The sequence below is a fragment of the Pseudomonas sp. MWU13-2862 genome (genome assembly GCF_023242495.1).
Classification (GTDB): domain Bacteria; phylum Pseudomonadota; class Gammaproteobacteria; order Pseudomonadales; family Pseudomonadaceae; genus Aquipseudomonas; species Aquipseudomonas gingeri_D.
Genome location: NZ_JALMEZ010000005.1, coordinates 242,290 through 259,807 on the forward strand (window position 1 = coordinate 242,290; position 17,518 = coordinate 259,807).

At 60.8% G+C, this 17,518-nt stretch carries 11 protein-coding genes; 7 read left to right on the forward strand and 4 right to left on the reverse strand.

What is annotated here, in order from left to right; translation table 11 throughout:
- Window positions 1-3: 3 nt before the first annotated feature.
- Both M5C56_RS11400 and M5C56_RS11405 read left to right on the forward strand, forming a co-directional pair.
- Entirely contained in the window at window positions 4-615 is a 612-nt protein-coding gene (locus tag M5C56_RS11400) for an FMN-dependent NADH-azoreductase (RefSeq protein WP_103494243.1), read from the forward strand.
- A 249-nt stretch (window positions 616-864) separates the two neighbouring features.
- Window positions 865-1,896, forward strand: a complete 1,032-nt coding sequence (locus tag M5C56_RS11405) for a dienelactone hydrolase (protein WP_103494244.1) — start codon at window positions 865-867, stop codon at window positions 1,894-1,896.
- A gap of 1 nt (window position 1,897) precedes the next feature.
- Here the strand turns inward: M5C56_RS11405 and M5C56_RS11410 are convergent, their stop codons facing one another.
- The gene (locus tag M5C56_RS11410) at window positions 1,898-3,091 is read right to left on the reverse strand and encodes an MFS transporter (protein WP_103494245.1); all 1,194 of its coding nucleotides are present in this window, start codon (window positions 3,089-3,091) and stop codon (window positions 1,898-1,900) included.
- A gap of 125 nt (window positions 3,092-3,216) precedes the next feature.
- Window positions 3,217-4,806 (reverse strand): ABC-F family ATPase, encoded by a 1,590-nt coding sequence (locus tag M5C56_RS11415; RefSeq protein ID WP_103494246.1) that lies wholly within the window; start codon window positions 4,804-4,806, stop codon window positions 3,217-3,219.
- A gap of 723 nt (window positions 4,807-5,529) precedes the next feature.
- Between M5C56_RS11415 and M5C56_RS11420 the strand changes: the two genes are divergently transcribed.
- Window positions 5,530-11,826, forward strand: coding sequence for a TcdA/TcdB pore-forming domain-containing protein (locus tag M5C56_RS11420; RefSeq protein WP_247263129.1), 6,297 nt, complete (start codon window positions 5,530-5,532; stop codon window positions 11,824-11,826).
- A gap of 109 nt (window positions 11,827-11,935) precedes the next feature.
- Entirely contained in the window at window positions 11,936-12,280 is a 345-nt protein-coding gene (locus tag M5C56_RS11425) for a hypothetical protein (protein WP_103494248.1), read from the forward strand.
- Window positions 12,281-12,294: 14 nt separating this feature from the next.
- Here the strand turns inward: M5C56_RS11425 and M5C56_RS11430 are convergent, their stop codons facing one another.
- Window positions 12,295-13,401, reverse strand: a complete 1,107-nt coding sequence (locus tag M5C56_RS11430; protein WP_103494249.1) for a GNAT family N-acetyltransferase/peptidase C39 family protein — start codon at window positions 13,399-13,401, stop codon at window positions 12,295-12,297.
- Window positions 13,402-13,493: 92 nt separating this feature from the next.
- Between M5C56_RS11430 and M5C56_RS11435 the strand changes: the two genes are divergently transcribed.
- Entirely contained in the window at window positions 13,494-15,080 is a 1,587-nt protein-coding gene (locus M5C56_RS11435; protein WP_103494250.1) for a RimK family protein, read from the forward strand.
- Between the two features lie 199 nt (window positions 15,081-15,279).
- On the forward strand, window positions 15,280-16,311 hold the full coding sequence (gene ilvA, locus M5C56_RS11440) for a threonine ammonia-lyase, biosynthetic (protein WP_103494251.1): 1,032 nt from the start codon (window positions 15,280-15,282) through the stop codon (window positions 16,309-16,311).
- An 11-nt stretch (window positions 16,312-16,322) separates the two neighbouring features.
- Here ilvA and eco read toward each other — a convergent pair whose 3' ends face one another.
- Window positions 16,323-16,802, reverse strand: coding sequence for a serine protease inhibitor ecotin (gene eco, locus M5C56_RS11445; RefSeq protein WP_103494252.1), 480 nt, complete (start codon window positions 16,800-16,802; stop codon window positions 16,323-16,325).
- Between the two features lie 427 nt (window positions 16,803-17,229).
- Between eco and M5C56_RS11450 the strand changes: the two genes are divergently transcribed.
- Entirely contained in the window at window positions 17,230-17,499 is a 270-nt protein-coding gene (locus M5C56_RS11450) for a DUF1652 domain-containing protein (protein ID WP_103494253.1), read from the forward strand.
- Window positions 17,500-17,518: the final 19 nt, after the last annotated feature.

Below are 17,518 nucleotides of genomic sequence, written 5' to 3' on the forward strand. Positions count from 1 at the left end.
CGCATGAAACTCTTGCACATTGATTCCAGCATCCTGGGCGACAACTCCGCCTCCCGTCAGTTGAGCCGTCAGGTGGTCGACGCCTGGAAACTCGCCGAGCCTTCTGCCGTGGTGACCTACCGCGACCTGGCCAGCGACGCCATCAGCCACTTCTCCAGCCTGACCCTGGTCGCCGGCGGTACCGCTGCCGAACTGCGTGACGCCGCCCAGCGCCACGAAGCCGAACTCAGTGCTTCGACCATCGAAGAGTTCCTCGCCGCCGATGCCATCGTCATCGCGGCACCGATGTACAACTTCAGCATCCCGACCCAACTCAAGGCCTGGATCGACCGCATCACCGTCGCCGGCAAGACTTTCCGTTACACCGAAGCCGGTCCTGAAGGCCTGGCGGGTGGCAAGAAACTGGTGATCGTCTCCACTTCCGGCGGCCTGCATGTCGGCATGCCTACCGGCGTAGCCCATGAAGACTACCTGAACGTGCTGTTCGGTTTCCTCGGCATCACCGATATCGAATTCGTCCGCGCCCATGGCTTGGGTTACGGCGAAGAAGTCCGCGCCAAGGCCATCAGCACCGCGCAGGCGCGGATCAGCGAAGAGCTGTTCGCCACCGCGTAAAGCTTTGGTAAACGCGCGAGCTTCTTTCGGGAACACCCATTAAACTCCGTACTCTGATCATTATGAATGGTCAGAGTACGGAGTTTTTTGCGTCTGGCTGTTCAGGTTTGGCTCGGTTTATGCAAGCATCGATCAACCATAGGTGCTCTGAAAAACCTCGAAAATCAGTCAAAGCCCTCTCCAGAGCTTTAGCTTCAGGGAATTGAAGAGAATTGGCGTGCTAATTACGCAGCAAAGGTGGACATCCCCATGATGCGTCTTTGTGCAGTGTTACTGATCTGCTTGTCCAGCAGCCTCCTGACGGTGCAGGCTGCGCCGCCCGCTCATTGGAGCGTCGGTTATCATCGTCTGATATTCCTCGATCCGCTGGATCTCAAGCCGATGTCGGCGATTGCCTTCTATCCTTCCAGTGATCGTGAGCACACGAGCCGGATCGGCAACTACACGATCCAGGCCGGCGAAGACGTCAAGGTTGCCATTGGTCGCTATCCACTGCTGATGTTGTCCCATGGCAACACCGGCACGCCCCTGGCCCTGCACGACCTGGCCACTTCCCTGGCGCGCAAGGGCTTTATCGTGGTCGCGGTGTTGCACCCGGGCGACAACTACAAGGATCAAAGCCGCCTGGGGACGCTGAGCAACCTCTATGGCCGGCCTATGCAGATTTCCGAAGCCATCACCGCCGCCCTCGGCGACTCGACCCTGTCACCGTTTATCGAAGCCGAGAATGTCGGCGTGATCGGTTATTCGGCGGGCGGCGAAACCGCGCTGATCCTGGCCGGCGCCCAGCCGAACCTGGAGCGTCTGCGTCGTTATTGCCAGCAGCGTCCGGATGACAAGGATGCCTGCAACACCAAGGGCGAATTGATTGTCGACCGCGATGACCTGCAGCCGGTGGCCGATCCACGGGTGCATGCGCTGTTGCTGATGGCGCCGCTGAGCCTGATGTTCGGCCGCCATACCCTGGCCGGTGTCCATGTGCCGGTACTGATGTACAGCGGCGGTGACGACAAGCTGGTGTTTCCGGACAAGAATGCCGCCGCCCTGGCGCGCAAGCTGCCGGTGGCGCCGCAGTTCAAGCTGATCGCCGGGGCCGGGCATTTCGTCTTCATGGCGCCGTGCGGCCCCGAGCAACTGCAGGCCACGCCGGGACTCTGTACCGATGCCGAAGGGGTCAACCGCGAGGATATTCATCGCGACCTGATCCACGAAGCCGGGCGCTTCTTCAGCAAGACCCTCAGTACGCCGAGCCATGGCGGGATGCAGACCGCCGATCAGTGAGTCAGTGGGCGGCCGCGCGACGTGCCAGCAGCACCGTGACCGACAGGCCGCCGACCGAGAGGAGTGCGGCCGTGAAGAAAATCCACGAATAGCCCAGGTTCGAGGCCACCGCGCCCATCACCGGACCGGCGATGGCCAGTGCCAGGTCGAAAAATACCGCATAGGCGCTCAGGCCCGCGCCGCGACTGCTACTCGGCACCTGTTTGATCGCCTCCACACCCAGCGCCGGATACACCAGCGACAGGCCAAACCCCGCCAGGCCCGCGCCGGCCAGGGCGACGCCGGTGGAAGGCGCCAGCCAGAGCAGCACCAGGCCCAGGGTCTCGATACTCATGCAGGCGATGGCTGCCTTGAAACCGCCGAAGCGGTTGATGCAGCCGATAAAGAACAGCCGGGCGAGGATGAAGCAGGTGCCGAACACCGTCAGGCAATAGGCGGCACCGGTCCAGCCGCGGCTGAGATAGAAGAGGGTGACAAAGGTAGTCAGGGTGCCATAGCCGATGGAGGCCAGGGTCAGGCTGGCGCCATAGGGCGCGATACGCCCGAACACCGCCCAGAACGGCAGGCGCTCACCGCGAATCACCGGCACCGAAGGTTTGTTGCGAATCAGCAGCAGCGCTCCGAGGGCCAGGGTCGACAAGGCGATGCCGAGGCTGGCGAAGCCGTAATCCTCGACCATCAGCACCCCCAATGGCGCGCCAATGGCGATGGCGCCGTAGGAGGCGATGCCGTTCCAGGAAATGACCCGGGCGGTCTGATCCGCGCCGACCTGGCCAATGCCCCAGCTGATGGTGCCGACGCCGATCAGGCCCTGGGCGATCCCCAGCAGCAGGCGCGCACCGATCAGAATCCCCAGGCTCAGCAGTGGCAGGTGCTGCACTTGTGTCGAGACCCACGTCAGCGCGCCGCTGAGCACAATGCCCGACAGGCCATAGATGATCGAACGTTTGGTGCCGATACCGTCGGCCATGCGCCCTGCCATGGGGCGGCTGAGCAGGGTCGCCAGGTATTGCGAACCGATGGTCAGGCCAGCGATCACCGCGCTGAACCCCAGTTGTCCGTGTACATAACCGGGCAACACCGCAATCGGCAGGCCGATGCAAAGGAAGGCGATGAAGGTGTAGAAGACGATGGAAACGATCTGCAGGGTGATCGTCAGGTTGCTGGTCGGTCTGGGAGGTTGCTGGGCGGACATGAAGGCTCGTTCGCGGGCGGGCGGTTAGAGGCGAACATGATGGCGGGATGGGAGGATAAAAGAAAGCAGGCTAACTAATTTCTTGTGTGCTCTATGGGAGCCGGCGTGCCGGCTCCCATAGTTTTTTAGAACACCACGCCCTGGCTGCGCAGGTAGTCGTCATAGGTGCCGCTGAAGTCGATCACGCCGCTTGGGCTCAGTTCGATGATGCGGGTGGCCAGGGATGAAACGAACTCACGGTCGTGGCTGACGAAGATCAGCGTGCCCGGGTAGTTCTCCAGCGCCAGGTTGAGGGACTCGATGGATTCCATGTCCAGGTGGTTGGTCGGTTCGTCCATGATCAGCACGTTCGGCTTTTGCAGGATCAGCTTGCCGAACAACATGCGGCCTTGCTCACCACCGGAGATGACCTTGACCGACTTGAGGATCTCGTCGTTGGAGAACAGCATGCGGCCGAGGGTACCGCGAACCACTTGTTCGCCTTCCTTGGTCCAGCGGCCCATCCAGTCGAACAGATTGGATTCGTCTTCGAAGTCCGAAGCGTGATCCTGGGCGTAGTAGCCCAGTTCGGCCGCTTCGGTCCACTTGACGGTACCGGCGTCCGGGGTCAGTTCGTTGACCAGGGTGCGCAGCAGGGTGGTCTTGCCGATCCCGTTCGGGCCGATGATCGCCACGCGCTCGCCGGCTTCAACCTGGAAGCTGAAGTCCTTGAACAGGGTCTTGCCATCAAAACCTTTGGCCATGCGCTCGACGATGACCGCCTGGCGGTGCAGCTTCTTGGTCTGTTCAAAGCGAATGAACGGGCTGACGCGGCTCGATGGCTTGACTTCGGCCAGCTGGATCTTGTCGATCGCCTTGGCGCGGGAAGTGGCCTGCTTGGCTTTCGAGGCGTTGGCCGAGAAGCGGCTGACGAAGGATTGCAGCTCGGAGATCTGTGCTTTCTTCTTGGCGTTGTCCGACAGCAACTGCTCGCGGGACTGGGTCGCCACGGTCATGTATTCGTCGTAGTTGCCCGGGAACAGGCGCAGCTCGCCGTAGTCCAGGTCCGCCATGTGGGTGCAGACGCTGTTCAGGAAGTGACGGTCGTGGGAGATGATGATCATCAGGCTGGAGCGCTGGGTCAGGATGTTTTCCAGCCAGCGGATGGTGTTGATGTCCAGGTGGTTGGTCGGCTCGTCGAGCAGCAACACTTCCGGATCGGAGAACAACGCCTGGGCCAGCAGCACCCGCAGTTTCCAGCCCGGGGAGACTTCGCTCATCGGGCCGTTGTGCTGCTCGATGCCGATACCCAGGCCCAGCAGCAATTCACCGGCGCGGGATTCGGCGGTGTAGCCGTCCATCTCGGCGAAATCGGTTTCCAGCTCGGCCACGGTCATGCCGTCTTCTTCGGTCATTTCCGGCAGCGAGTAGATGCGGTCGCGCTCGGCCTTGACCTTCCACAGCTCTTCGTGACCCATGATCACGGTGTCGAGTACGCTGAATTCTTCGTAGGCGAACTGGTCCTGGCGCAGTTTACCCAGGCGTACGTTCGGTTCCAGCATGACCTGGCCGCCGGACGGGTCGAGGTCGCCGCCGAGGATTTTCATGAAGGTCGATTTGCCGCAGCCGTTGGCGCCGATCAGGCCGTAGCGGTTACCGGCGCCGAATTTGACCGAGACGTTCTCGAAGAGCGGCTTGGCGCCGAACTGCATGGTGATATTTGCGGTGGAGATCAATTACTTTACCTATCAAGGGGTTACGCGCTGCTGATGGGGTGCTTGGGCCATTCCCTGGGCATTTCAGGAGCTTTTCCATCTCGCTCCGGTCACCGCTAGAGTTCAGCCAGCGCGCGTACGTAAAGAGCAGCATCCGACGCTGTGTCCGAGCTGCTGTGCAATTTAAAGGCGGGATTCATTCCAGACATTGGGCCTATTGTCGCATACGGATGACGACAGTTACATGGCTGTCGGCGAGTGTCTGTCTGTGAGGCCCAGCACAGAGCCATGTCTATACATATGTACGACTTGAGACATAACGCTTCTCAGCACAATACGTCCCCGTAATTGAAATCATGATTCTGGAGGCGGTACATGGGTGTTGGAGCGGCTACAACCAGGGACGGTGTGGATGGGAACGGGAGCAGCGGATCGAGGAAAAGACCCGGTTCGGCCCTCGGGAACGAGGGCGGACGCCCCAGGATCCAGGGGAATGAAGCCGGTACCTCGACACAAAGTAATGAGCCGAGCCCATTCGGGACCCGCCTCGCCCTCTGGGGGCAATCGAAGCGCTACAACGAAGCCAATGAAACCTTTGATAGCCAGATCATCCTGGAACTCGGCGAGGTCCCAGGGATTGCCGACGCCATACGCTCACTCGGACTGCAGCATCCCGACAAGCCCACGGTGTGGTTTCGACTGAATGGACAGGGCTATGCGCCGGTGCTTGGCGATCCCGCGCTCATGAACGGTCATGCCCGTATCCTGGTCCTCGGCGTAGCGGGTGCGGAAGGGGTCTTGAGCGGCTATACGCCGGCCCAGGTGGAAAGCCGGATCAGCGAGTTCCGTGGCTGGCTGCGTGATCGCTACCACTACGGTAGTTATGGCTTGAAAGGTTCTATTTACGAGGACTATCTGACCACTGCCTCGAACTGGAACACCCGGCATCCCGCTTATCCGGTGACCGGCATGGGCCGCGGCGGCAAACGTGATCCCGATTTCTGGCGCAAGGTGAAAGAGCGCCTGCGCGATAGCAGTGGAACACGCGCGGAAAAGGTCCGGGCGCTCAGCCAGATGGACCTCAGGATTGATCTGCGTGGCCTGCCTTTTTTCAGCATGCCGGGCAGTGTGGCCACCGAACTGGAGCAGGTGGATGGCGCACTGATTGCCGATATCCTTCACCGCCAGTCAGAGGGTACCCCTGCACCTGTGGTCACCCGCGTGATAGAACCCATGGCCGGCTCGGGGGTTTATTCGAACTGGGCCAGGGCGCTGGGGTTCAAGGGCAAAATCATCGTCAACGATATCAATCCCTTGATCGCGGTGACCCAGAGCGAGGTGGTCAGCCATCCGCAGGGCGTCGTCAGGGGTGTCCAGGAGATCAAGTCCGATCTCCTGGCGATCAGCCGCCAGCATGGCTTTGATTTCGACGACAACCTCTCAATGAGTTTTGAGCGCCTTTTTCCGGATGACGTCCCTTTACCCAAAAAAGAGGCGGAACAAGCAAGACGGCGGGAAAAGCTCAAGGCGTTTGTCAGGCAGGATCGGGCGGACAATCTTCGTCAGGCGGTAAAGGATTATTTTGAAGACAGTCTGGCTGAATTGATCTCGCTGAAAGATGGCAAGGTGATTGTTGATGAGCCGGCGGTGCCGAAAATTGGTCAATTAACCGCCAGGACACGGGTCGCCGCGTTGTTTTATGTCATGCAGAATGCGGCCAAGCATACTAGTGCGGTCACCATCAACCAAGTCTCCTCGGCAGAGTACAGGTTGCACTTGCCTCTGTCCTTGCTGACGGCGGAGGAACATTACCGGGTCAATTTTCTTCCTTTGATCACCAATGAAAGAAAGTTGTTTTTTATCAGTCGGCTCCACGGCGGGAATCTCGACAGCACCGAGTTCCTGAACGGTGACGGTTGGGAGTTGTTTGCGCGATCCGATCTGGGGCCAGGTGATCTGATCCTGCTCAGCGGGCATTTCAGTAATAGCTATCTAAGCGTTGAAGAGTTTTATGAGAAAGTCGATCGTTATGTGACGCGAGCGGTTGAAAAGGGTGCGCAGGTCCTGATTATCAATGACTTCAGTGAGGCGAAGGAGCAGGGATTCAAACAGCGTGGTTACCAGGTTTCCCGGCATGCGCGATTGAGTAACAATAAACGATCCTATCTGTTGGCGTTGCGCAATGTTGTGGCGACCTCCAGTACACCCGAAGCATTAAACAATCGTCTTCGCGATTTCGTGGTTGCGATGCATGATATCGAGAAACGGGTCGGTTTTATTCCCGGTGAAGTATTGGTCGGCTGGAGTGACGAGGATTATTACGACCCCGAGGCGGTGCAGAGGGCGAATGTCGAGCAGTGGTCGGCGTCAGCCTCTGACGACGAGAACAGAGAGCCTCTTTCGCAAGATGACAGCGTACTGAACCGGGACGAAGTCGGCGAGTGGGATCTGCCGGCGCTGGCGGTATCCAACGAAGGCGAGGGTACCAGCCGGTTCGACTACCAACTGGTCGTTCAGCTTGAAGATAATCGGACGGTCAGGCAGGCGGCGATTGATCTGGCCGGTAAACACCCTTCGGATTCATTGTTGCTCCAGCTCGATGTCGCGGGCCAGTTGCGCTTCGCGCCAGGCCAGGATGCGCTGCTGGCGCGGATCGGCCAATTGAACCGGCAGGGGAAAAACCACTGGCGTTTGCAGGCGGTGGGTCATGGCCGTGACGATGCCGCCGGGCAGCGGACCCTGGCGGGTTACTTGCCGTCCGAACTGGCGCAAGGCCTCAGGCAGTTACTGGACCATCCTTTGCTGTCCGGGCAGGTGCGGGCGCGAGCTGTCGCGCCGGAACATATCAGCCTGGTGGGGTGTGCGCTGGTGGATAACGAGCTGACAGAAACCAGCAGCTATATACAGGCGTTCGTACACGGCCTGGATCGGGAAAAACTCTCCGTACGTTCCGTCGCGGCCCATTCGGCGAAGATTATCGTCAACCCGCAGGGCGGCAAACGGGGCGTCACCCTCACGGACACCAAGATGGTTCTGCGTCGCAGCGGCGATGCCTGGATGGCGCTGGTCGCGCCAGGAAAAACCGGGTATGACGAGAGCCTGCTGCTGACGGAGACGCTGGATGAAAAACTGGCTCAGTTGGAGCTGAAGAAACAGCGGCTCGGCGTGGTGACACGGGCGCAAGGCTTTCAGCAAGGCATGGAGCAATTGTACCGTGACAATAATCTGTCCGCGGGCGAATGGCTGCCGCTCTGGCACAGCCTGAAGCAGGAGGAAGCTGCCAAGGGCGGCGAGTACCGATTGGAATTCGTACAGGTTGCGCATCCTGAAGAACCGACCCGGGTACTGCGTTTGACGGACCGCCGCGTGGTTGAATTCATGCAGGACTACAACCGGCAACTGACCCGGGTCGCGCAGGCTCACGAGGGGGCGGGCGAGCCCTTGGCGGGCCAGGTCGACGCGACCGAAGGGGAGGCCGCCGATGGGCTCAATGCCCTGTTTATGGTCCAGACCCTGTTCGCCTGGTTTGGCCACAAGAGTCGCACCGAGGCGGCCGGCGGCGAGTTGACGGGGGTATTGGGCTGCTCGCTACAAGTGCACGCTTGGCTCAATACGGCGCAGATTGTCCATGGCACGGTCATGGATGTGGCGAAAGTCGTGCACCTGTTTCGTTCGGCACTGGCGATCAGCAAGGGCCAGGCGTTTTTCAGTGAGGCGCAGTCCCTCAATGTGATGTCGTCGCTCTCCAGGCTCAATGCCGGCGTTGGCCTGTTCTTGAACCTGGGCAGCGTGGTACTGGACGTCATCGAGTTGTCCCAGGCGCAGAATGAAGCCCAGCGTGCGGTCTTCGCCACCCAACTGGCCTTTGATAGCGCCGGACTGGCCCTCGGCGTGTTCAGTCTTGGCGCTTCGATGGCGGCGAATGCCGGTATCGTCGGTGCCGCCTCCGCTTCGGGTTTTGCCGGCGCGCTGGCGGCACCCGTGGCTGGCCTGGGTATCGGCTTCACCGCCCTGGCCCAGGCCTTCAGTGCCGTGGCCGAGGAGGCCGCCCAGGTGGGTAGCTATTTTGCCGGTCTCGATAGCGCCTATCGCCAGGGCGGCTATCGGCGCGTGGAGCGCAAAAACAGCACCGGTCATGGGGCGGATGTCCAGGCCCCCGGGCATCCCCTGATGGAGTCCATTCCGGGCGCGGTGATCAGCGCACTGGATCTGCGTCGCCAGCAACTGACCCTGGGCAGCCAATACCTTTACCGCAACGACCCCAGGGGCTCGACCGGCTCCGGCAGGAGCAACTACTTCCTCTGGTGGCCAGGCCGCGGAGCGAACCTGGACAAGAGCCAGGCGATCAATATTCGCGAAGGTATCGGTTATCGCCAGGCCGAGGTCAGCTTCGCCCCCGGCGATGCGATCCTGGTGCTACCCATGACCCCGAAGTCGTACCTCAATTACGAATACATGATCCTGCCGTTTGCCACCACTCGGCACGACTACGGTTTTGATGTGTTGCGCAGGCTCGAGGAAGACTATCGATTCGACTTTGACTTCTACGCCTTCCCCGGCGAGCGGATTGTCCGGCGGATTATACCGGAGTACGTGGAGACACCGGTCAGGGTGTTATTGGACGCCCAGGACCGTGACATCCTGGTGCCCGCGCTGCCGGATATCCTGCAGGGCAAGCTTTCCTATCAATTGGAGGGTGAGGGCGGTCATTACCGTCTCAGTCTGCTGGACGGTGTGTCGATTTCCCTGAGTGGCACGGCGAACAGCCGTTGGACATTGGATGCCCGGCAATTGAAGGAGGCCACGATACGCCTCGACGGCAGTCAGTTGCAGGTGGGGAGCCTGGTGATAACCCTGGCGGAGAACTGTGGCGAGATTTCGTTGATCGACGCCAGTGGCGAACTGTTTACCGTCGACCGGGAGAACCAGCAACTGAGCCTGTTGGAGGCCGATGGCAGTGTACTCGCGGATTGGCAGGCCCTGCATGCGCATCTCAAGCAGTTGACCAGCCATTCACCCCACAGCCAACCCTTCGTGACGGTTGATCATTATCGCCCGGCCAGGCAGGACACCGGCAGGGCGTTCTATCAGGTGAGCCAGGACCGTTTTATCTACACCGATTATCCGCAGGCCAGCGAGTTTCTCGGCCAGGCGCAGTTGGGCGGTATCGTCGAAGACAAGGCCTGGTTCTACCGGGACGCGGATGTCTGGCAGGTGGCAATCGCCACGGGACAGGTACTGGTCCAGTACCGGCCGCGGACCTTTGCCGGAACCATCACCCACAGCAGCCTGGTGCAGCGCGATGGTCAACTCCTGCTGGCGATTGAAGAGCTGTTGCCGGACTGCTCCGTCGAGCACATTTATCAGGTCGAAGAGGCCTCGCTGAAACTGCTGGCGATCCATCGGGTCGGACAACTGTTCAACCCCGGCGAAAACAGTCTGGCCCTGCTATCCGCCGCTGCACACTGGCGTGATCCGCTAAAACGGATGACCGAGCGGCAAGTCAGCGCCATCTGCGCGCCAGTAGTGACCTGCGCCGCCAGCCTGGGGCAGACGACAGAGCGCGAGTGGCTGGTTTTCAACAGCGAGTACCAGCCGCCGCGTGTGGTGCGGGCAAATCTGGGCGCGGCCCTGCCGCGGGACCTTTCGCTGGTGGGGTCGACGGGGGGTGACAAGCCGGGTTTCTACTTCTACGACCCACATGCGCGACGGGCTTACTTCCAGGCCGATGAAGGCATGAGCGGGATGCTGGCTACGGCGGTGGACCTCAGCGAGGTCAGTGCTGTCCGGGGCGGCGATCAGTCACCGTGGCTGGCCCTGACGACGGAGGGATGCCTATGGCTGTTGGACCGTGGCGCTGCGCGGCTGGCGGGCGTGGTTGCCAGTTGGGTCGTCGGCCACCGGGAAGATCTGGCGACGGCGCTCGGACGGCTGGCCAGTACGGCGCCAGCACGACTCGACAACCTGGCGTTATGGGGGCTGGGAGGGCTCGCGGGAAAAACCACCGGCGCCTGGTATGACTGTGCCGCGCAACGGCTGGTGCAGGGCGGCAGCAATCTTGATGGACGGCAGGCCCTGACCTATCTGGGACTGACCGCCGATGACCACCATGCCTGGATTCTGGATGGCGAGAGCCAACAGCTCTATCGCCAGGCCCTGCTCCCGGCCAAGACCGGGTTGGCATTCGACGAGCAGTTGCTCCCGTCACCAGCGGCCCCCGATGCGATGGCCTGGCAGGCGCCGCAGCGGTGGATCAGGGGGCAGCGGCAAGGGACCCGGTTGCACCTGGAAAGCAGCGACGGGGTCATGGTCCTGCTGCCGGTTGCCGCCACCCTGACGGAGCGGGCGGTTCTGATTGCGCTGCGGATCAAGGCACATCAAGAGCTCGCGCAAGTCAGCGAGCGAATCGCGGCGTTGCGCCAGCATTACGATCTGCCGCCGGCCGTGCGATTGCTGACCGAGCCGGGCCAGGCCCCCGGCTGGTATCTGCCGGACAGCGCGGAGCTGCTCTGTGCCCAAGGTCCGCAGGCAGACCATCAGTTGACTTACCTGGGCAAGGCCGCAGGCCAGGCGGGCGGTTATATCCATGATGAAGACAGTGGGCAATTGTGGTGCCTGGACAATCTGCAGGCGACGCCGGTAGGGCGCTACAGTTTTGTCCATTTGTCCAAAGGCAACCTGATCCTGCAGCTCGATCACAGCAGTCCGGCGTACGGCGAGCCGTTGCCGGTCCTGGAGGAGGCCGAGTGCCTGATGGTTTCCGGCCACAGCCATGGCGTGCATCACTACCCACTGGGTCGTGGGTTGCTTAGCCATTATCGACAGATCGTCATTGACGCGCAGAGCCGTGATGCGGTTATCAGTGCCGATTCCGAGCGGCTGGTGTTGCAACACAGCGGCGAGGATCTGATGCTCTATGACAGTGACGTCCATACCAGCCTGCTGATCCCGGATATCGAGCAGGCGGCGCAACGCGGGACCAAATTGCAACTGGCGCCCCAGGCGCTGAGTGGCCTGCTGGCAGGGCTGGGCCGACAGTAAGGCGGCCGGCTGTGCCACGGCGGCACTGAATTCGAGGCGGTTGCGGGTATATTATGGGGCGAGGCGTTGTCCAACCCCCATAACGAACTCACCCTTGAAGAGAGGCGTCATGAACAGACTGGTCTTCGCTCCGATAGCCTTGCTGGTCGTCGGGCTTCTGGTCGTTGCCCTTCCTGCCGAAGGTACTCCCCAGGGCGCGCCGCGGTTGCTGGCGCAAAACCTGCCCAACAGCGACAACCCCTACAACAGCCCGATTCGCCGCGCCAATCCAAACAGTCGCCAGGGTTCGGTGTCCAGCGCACCGCCCTTGCGCGGTCCGAGTACGTTGCCGACGCCACGGCCTGCGACCATTGAAAACGGCGCGATCCAGAATGGCTATCCGCGCGATCAGTCGGCACCGATGGCGGTGCCAATCAGTCCCGGTACCCGCAGCGATCCGAATATGCAACGCTGAGTATCGCTCCCAGCTTATTGCTGCTCTCTTCGATAGACAATCACCGCCGCCCGCAGCTTGCTGCTGCCGAAGGCGCTCATCTTGTCGAACTCGGCATGACTGACCGGCAGATGCTGGCAGTCCAATGGCTGGCGATGCTGGCTGTGATCGACATCCGGGTCGTGCAGATAGACGAATTCTTCATCACAGTCGGTGACGATCACCCAATGCGGGGCCTTGGAGCGGGTCAGACGGTAGCTGCTGATCAGCACCAGCGGTTGTCCCGCTGCGGCCAGCAGGCGTGGCAGGTCCAGCGGGCCGCCGAACACCTGCTCGACATCGGTTGACGCCAACTCGCTTTCAAAGCCCTCGTGGACCAGGCGCATGACGTCTTTTTTATGTTCGTTGCGCACACCGTTGAGCAGTAGCGGCCCCCTGATGCTCACTTGCAGGCGCACCGCGAAACCTCGGCGCCAGGCGGCCAATGCCAGGCCCTGGGGGCTGCAACCGCCGTGGCCGGAGGTCATGAACACCGTGGTCGCCTCGCGCCAGATCTGCACCTCTTCCCGACGCGAGGTACTGCGCCCGGGCTGCAACGCGCCCATGGCCATCAGCAGGCAGGCCGGTCCACAGGTGAACTCGGTGGTCTGGGCGTAGTAGGGAACCTGCAGGTCGCGGCTGTCGCGGTGTTCGAGAATACGTTTTTCCAGGCGCAGGGCGTCTGCGTGGTCCTCGTAGTAATCGCTGATCCGCCCGAAGCGGCGATAGCCGTTGCGTTCGTAAAGGGCGATGGCGGCGGCGTTGTCGCTGCGTACTTCCAGGCGCAGGTAGGCGCAGTCATGCTCCAGGGCGCAGGCTTCGCTACGTTGCAGCAGTGCCTTGCCCAGTCCGGTGCCGCGAGCGTGGGGAGCGATGGCGATGGAGTACAGGCGCGCCAGGGAGGTACCGCGATGAAACAGCACCAGGGCATAGCCGGCCAGTCGACCGTCCGCTTGCTGGGCGACCATCAGTTGCGCATGGGCACGGCTGACCATCCACTGGAAGCTGCGGGCGGTCAGCCGGTCGGTGGTGAAACAGTGCTCTTCCAGTTCCAGCAAGGCGGGCAAATCATCGGTCGTGGCAATGCGAAAGACAAGATCCATATAACCACCGTAAAAGTTGTGTAACGAAACGGGACTTTCAAAAAACTTCGTGCTTAATAGGAAGTGTCTTGTTTTCCATGGGGTCGGTTTTTATGTCAGCGGTACAAGGTCATTGGCGCGAAGTATCCGAGCAAACTGCACTGACAGCAATAACCACGACAAGTATTTTGTCAAGTTCAACAAGTCCCGGCAGTCAGTTGGTTATTATCGTGGAGCGCAAGGAAGACTGGGCTTCTTATTTTCCCAGCGAAGACATCGTCACGGCCCAGGAGTACCTTGAGCAGACCCGGGGCAATGAGCCTGGCAAGCGTGTCCAGGTGATCAACCTGTGCCGCAGCTACAAGTATCTGGGCCACGGCTATTACTGCTCGTTGCTGGCCGAGGCGAGAGGGCACAAGGTCATTCCGTCGGTGCGCACCATCAGCGAATTGACCCGCAAGGCGCTGTACGGCCTGGCCCTGGACGATCTCGACAAAACCCTCGATAAAGCCCTGGGCCATCAACTTTACCAAGGCACCGAAGGCTTTACCCTGACCTTGTATTTTGGCAGTACGGTGATTGAACCATTACAGGATCTGGCGCGTCAGTTATTTGAAGTTTTTCCCTGTCCGATATTGTTGGTCGAGTTTAAAAAGACCAACGCCTGGCATATCGAAGGGGTCAAGTCGGGCACCTTGCACAAGTTGCGCGAAGATCAGGAAGATCACTTTGCCCAGTCCCTGGACAGTTTCAGTCGCAAGATCTGGCGCGTGCCCCGTTCGCGGCGCCTGGCCCGTTATGACCTGGCGGTGTTGCATGATCCCCAGGAGGCGCTGCCGCCGTCCAATGCCAAGGCACTGGAGAACTTTATCCGGGTCGGCAAGGGCCTGGGCATCGATGTCGAACTGATCGAGAAAAAGGATTATTCGCGTATCGCCGAGTACGACGCCTTGCTGATCCGCGAGACCACCAGCGTCGACAACCACACCTACCGCTTCGCCAAGAAAGCCGAAAGCGAAGGCCTGGTGGTGATGGATGATCCGACCTCGATCCTGCGTTGTACCAACAAGGTCTACCTGACCGACCTGCTCAAGAGCCACAAGCTGGGCATGCCCGCCACCGAGATTCTCTACAAGGAACGACCGGAAGATTTCGAACGGGTCGGCGATCGGCTGGGTTTCCCCCTGGTGCTGAAAATCCCCGACGGTTGTTTCTCCCGTGGCGTGATCAAGGTCGAAAGCCAGCAGGCGTTGCTGGAGGCCACCGCCGAGTTGTTCGAACACTCGGTCCTGCTGCTGGCCCAGGAGTTCTTCTACACCGAATACGACTGGCGCATCGGTGTCCTCAATCGCAAGCCGATCTTCGCCTGCCAGTACTTCATGTCCAAGGGCCATTGGCAGATCTACAACCACAAGGCCAAGGGCCAGGACATCAACGGCGAATGCCGCACCCTGGCGGTTCACGAAGCACCACGGGCGGTGGTGGAGCTGGCGGTCAAGACCGCCAACCTGATCGGCGACGGGCTCTACGGTGTCGACCTCAAGCAGTCCGGCGACAAGGTGGTGGTGATCGAGGTCAACGACAACCCGAACATGGACGCCGGTACCGAGGACGCCTATCTGCAGGATGACCTGTACGGCCTGGTGCTCGAGGAGTTCGTCCGGCGTCTGGAGCTCAAGCGCCGTGGCCAGGCCTGGTAATCGATGCATCCGGGCATTGACTTGGCCGTGGTGCCCGGATAACGTCGACACATGACTTCCGTACAGCGCTTTTCTCAGCCAAGCATTATTACCGCCATTCCTTATCTGGCGGGCTGACCTGTATCTGTTACCCAAACCCGCCTCCGAGGCGGGTTTTTTGTTTCTGTCTCCGAGGCCAAACGATCACCCGGAGACCGCCATGCCCAGCACCGCTACCCTCAGTCAGGAACCTGCCACCCATAGCCATTTGCTTGGCGACTATGTGCGCAAGATCCTTGCCGCGCCGGTCTACGACCTGGCGATTCGTACCCCGTTGCAAGTGGCCCCGGCGTTATCCCTGGCCCTGGGCAATCAGATCCTGCTCAAGCGCGAGGACCTGCAGCCGACGTTCTCCTTCAAGATCCGTGGGGCCTATAACAAGCTGGTCCAGCTCAGCGAGGCCCAGCGACGCTGCGGCGTGATCACGGCCTCGGCGGGCAACCACGCCCAGGGCGTGGCCCTGGCGGCGCGAACCCTGGGGATCCAGGCGACCATCGTCATGCCCACCCGCACACCGGAACTGAAAGTGCAGGGCGTGCGCAGTCGTGAAGCCACGGCCGTGCTGCACGGGGAGAGCTTTCCGTTTGCCCTGGCCCATGCCCTGCAACTGGCCGGGGAGCGTGGCTACACCTTTGTCTCGCCATTCGATGACCCGGATGTGATCGCCGGGCAGGGTACCGTGGCCATGGAGTTGCTCAACCAGCATCCCGGGTCGCTGGATGCGATCTTCGTTCCGGTCGGCGGCGGCGGGTTGATCGCCGGCATCGCCGCCTACGTCAAATACCTGCGGCCGGAGGTGCGCATCATCGGCGTGGAGTCGGAGCACTCCAATTGCCTGCAGGCGGCGCTAAGGGCGGGGGAGCGGGTGGTGTTGCCCAAGGTCGGGACTTTTGCCGACGGCGTGGCCGTGGCGCAGATCGGGGCGTATGGTTTTGAAATCTGTCGTGAGTATGTCGATGAGGTCATCACCGTCAGCGACGACCAGCTGTGCAGCGCGATCAAGGACATCTATGACGATACCCGCTCCATCACCGAACCTTCCGGTGCGCTGGCGGTGGCGGGCATCAAGCAGTACGTGGCGGCCCATGGGCTGCGCGGCCAGACCCTGGTGGCGGTCAACTCGGGGGCCAATATCAACTTCGACAGTTTGCGCCACGTTGCCGAACGCGCAGCCCTGGGCGGGGCTGCGTGAGCCAGAACGGTTTATTCGGGGCTGGCGGGCTTGATCAGCTTGGACGGTGTCCAGATCCGATAACGGATCTCGAGGTCATCGGGCGCGTAGATCACCAGGGGCAGCTTGCTGTTGTAACGTAGCATGTAGCCTTCGCCGATCACCGGGACGAAGTCTTTTTTCGTCTTGCTGCCGGGCGGGCAGGCCATCAGGGTGGACATCGGCCCGGTGACTTTCTCCAGGCGGTAATAGGAGTAGCTCCAGCCCTCGAGGTTTTTCTCGTCCAGGTTGCCGCCCAGGCGCTTGGTGTTGCAATCGACGGGCATGACCTTGCCGGCGATGATCTCGACCCGATGGTCGGAGTCCTTGGTCATCTTCGGCACGCGAATGACCGAGCGGGTGAATCCGTCTTCGGCCTTGGGGAAGGGGGCCAGGTCGGCTTTGTCGGCGGCGAACACGCCGGTGGTGGTTAGCGCCAGCAGGAAGGTTGCGGCGATAGTCGTCGAATTCATGAGCTCTCGTTGCCCTGTCATGAGGGGGTACTCCCTCGTTTGATGGATGCGGTGGCGGCACGGTGCCTAATGACACTGGCGCTGGATGCCGGTCCAGGCCAGGGGCGTTTGCCACGATACCGGCAAACGGCACGATCCTAGAAGGCATTTGATGCATTTTGCATGGACGCGCGGGTCTATTAGCGCCTTAACGCATTGATTTTTCCAACAAACAATAATTCATCTTGTTTCGGCACGCTGAGTGCAGGGTCATTGTGTCGGATTGTCGGACGAATAACCTTAACGAGCTGTGTGAAAAGGCCTAATCTGAATATCGGTGTCGTCCTCCATGGCTGGACCGGGCGCCCGCTTGAAACGCAGATGTGAATGGCTAACCCTGGCTGTTCTGCCAAAGACCTGGCCGTCTCACATAAAGGAGAGAGTCGCCATGCAAGTATTGTCCACGTTGGAGTTACGCAACATCATCGAGAGCAGTTTCCTGCCCACGCGCTGCCAATGCAGCCTGGGGGCGGACGAGTCGTTGACGGTCAGAGTCTTCGACCGAAAATCCGAACGGATCGACCTTATGGTCACCGGAATCCAGGCATCGAAGCTTGACAGCAGTCGGGCCATCTCCGACTTGATTGCAGGACTGCGCTATGACCTGAAAAATCATCAGGTCGCCGCCCTTGGCGAAATGAAAGCACGGGCGCGCTAACGCGCCGCATCATTTGCGC

Coding starts and splice junctions, on each gene's coding strand:
- M5C56_RS11400 (WP_103494243.1), top strand. CDS start 4: ATGAAACTCTTGCACATTGATTCCAGCATCCTGGGCGACAACTCCGCC.
- M5C56_RS11405 (WP_103494244.1), top strand. CDS start 865: ATGATGCGTCTTTGTGCAGTGTTACTGATCTGCTTGTCCAGCAGCCTC.
- M5C56_RS11410 (WP_103494245.1), bottom strand. CDS start 3,091: ATGTCCGCCCAGCAACCTCCCAGACCGACCAGCAACCTGACGATCACC.
- M5C56_RS11420 (WP_247263129.1), top strand. CDS start 5,530: ATGAACGGTCATGCCCGTATCCTGGTCCTCGGCGTAGCGGGTGCGGAA.
- M5C56_RS11425 (WP_103494248.1), top strand. CDS start 11,936: ATGAACAGACTGGTCTTCGCTCCGATAGCCTTGCTGGTCGTCGGGCTT.
- M5C56_RS11430 (WP_103494249.1), bottom strand. CDS start 13,401: ATGGATCTTGTCTTTCGCATTGCCACGACCGATGATTTGCCCGCCTTG.
- M5C56_RS11435 (WP_103494250.1), top strand. CDS start 13,494: ATGTCAGCGGTACAAGGTCATTGGCGCGAAGTATCCGAGCAAACTGCA.
- ilvA (WP_103494251.1), top strand. CDS start 15,280: ATGCCCAGCACCGCTACCCTCAGTCAGGAACCTGCCACCCATAGCCAT.
- eco (WP_103494252.1), bottom strand. CDS start 16,802: ATGAATTCGACGACTATCGCCGCAACCTTCCTGCTGGCGCTAACCACC.
- M5C56_RS11450 (WP_103494253.1), top strand. CDS start 17,230: ATGCAAGTATTGTCCACGTTGGAGTTACGCAACATCATCGAGAGCAGT.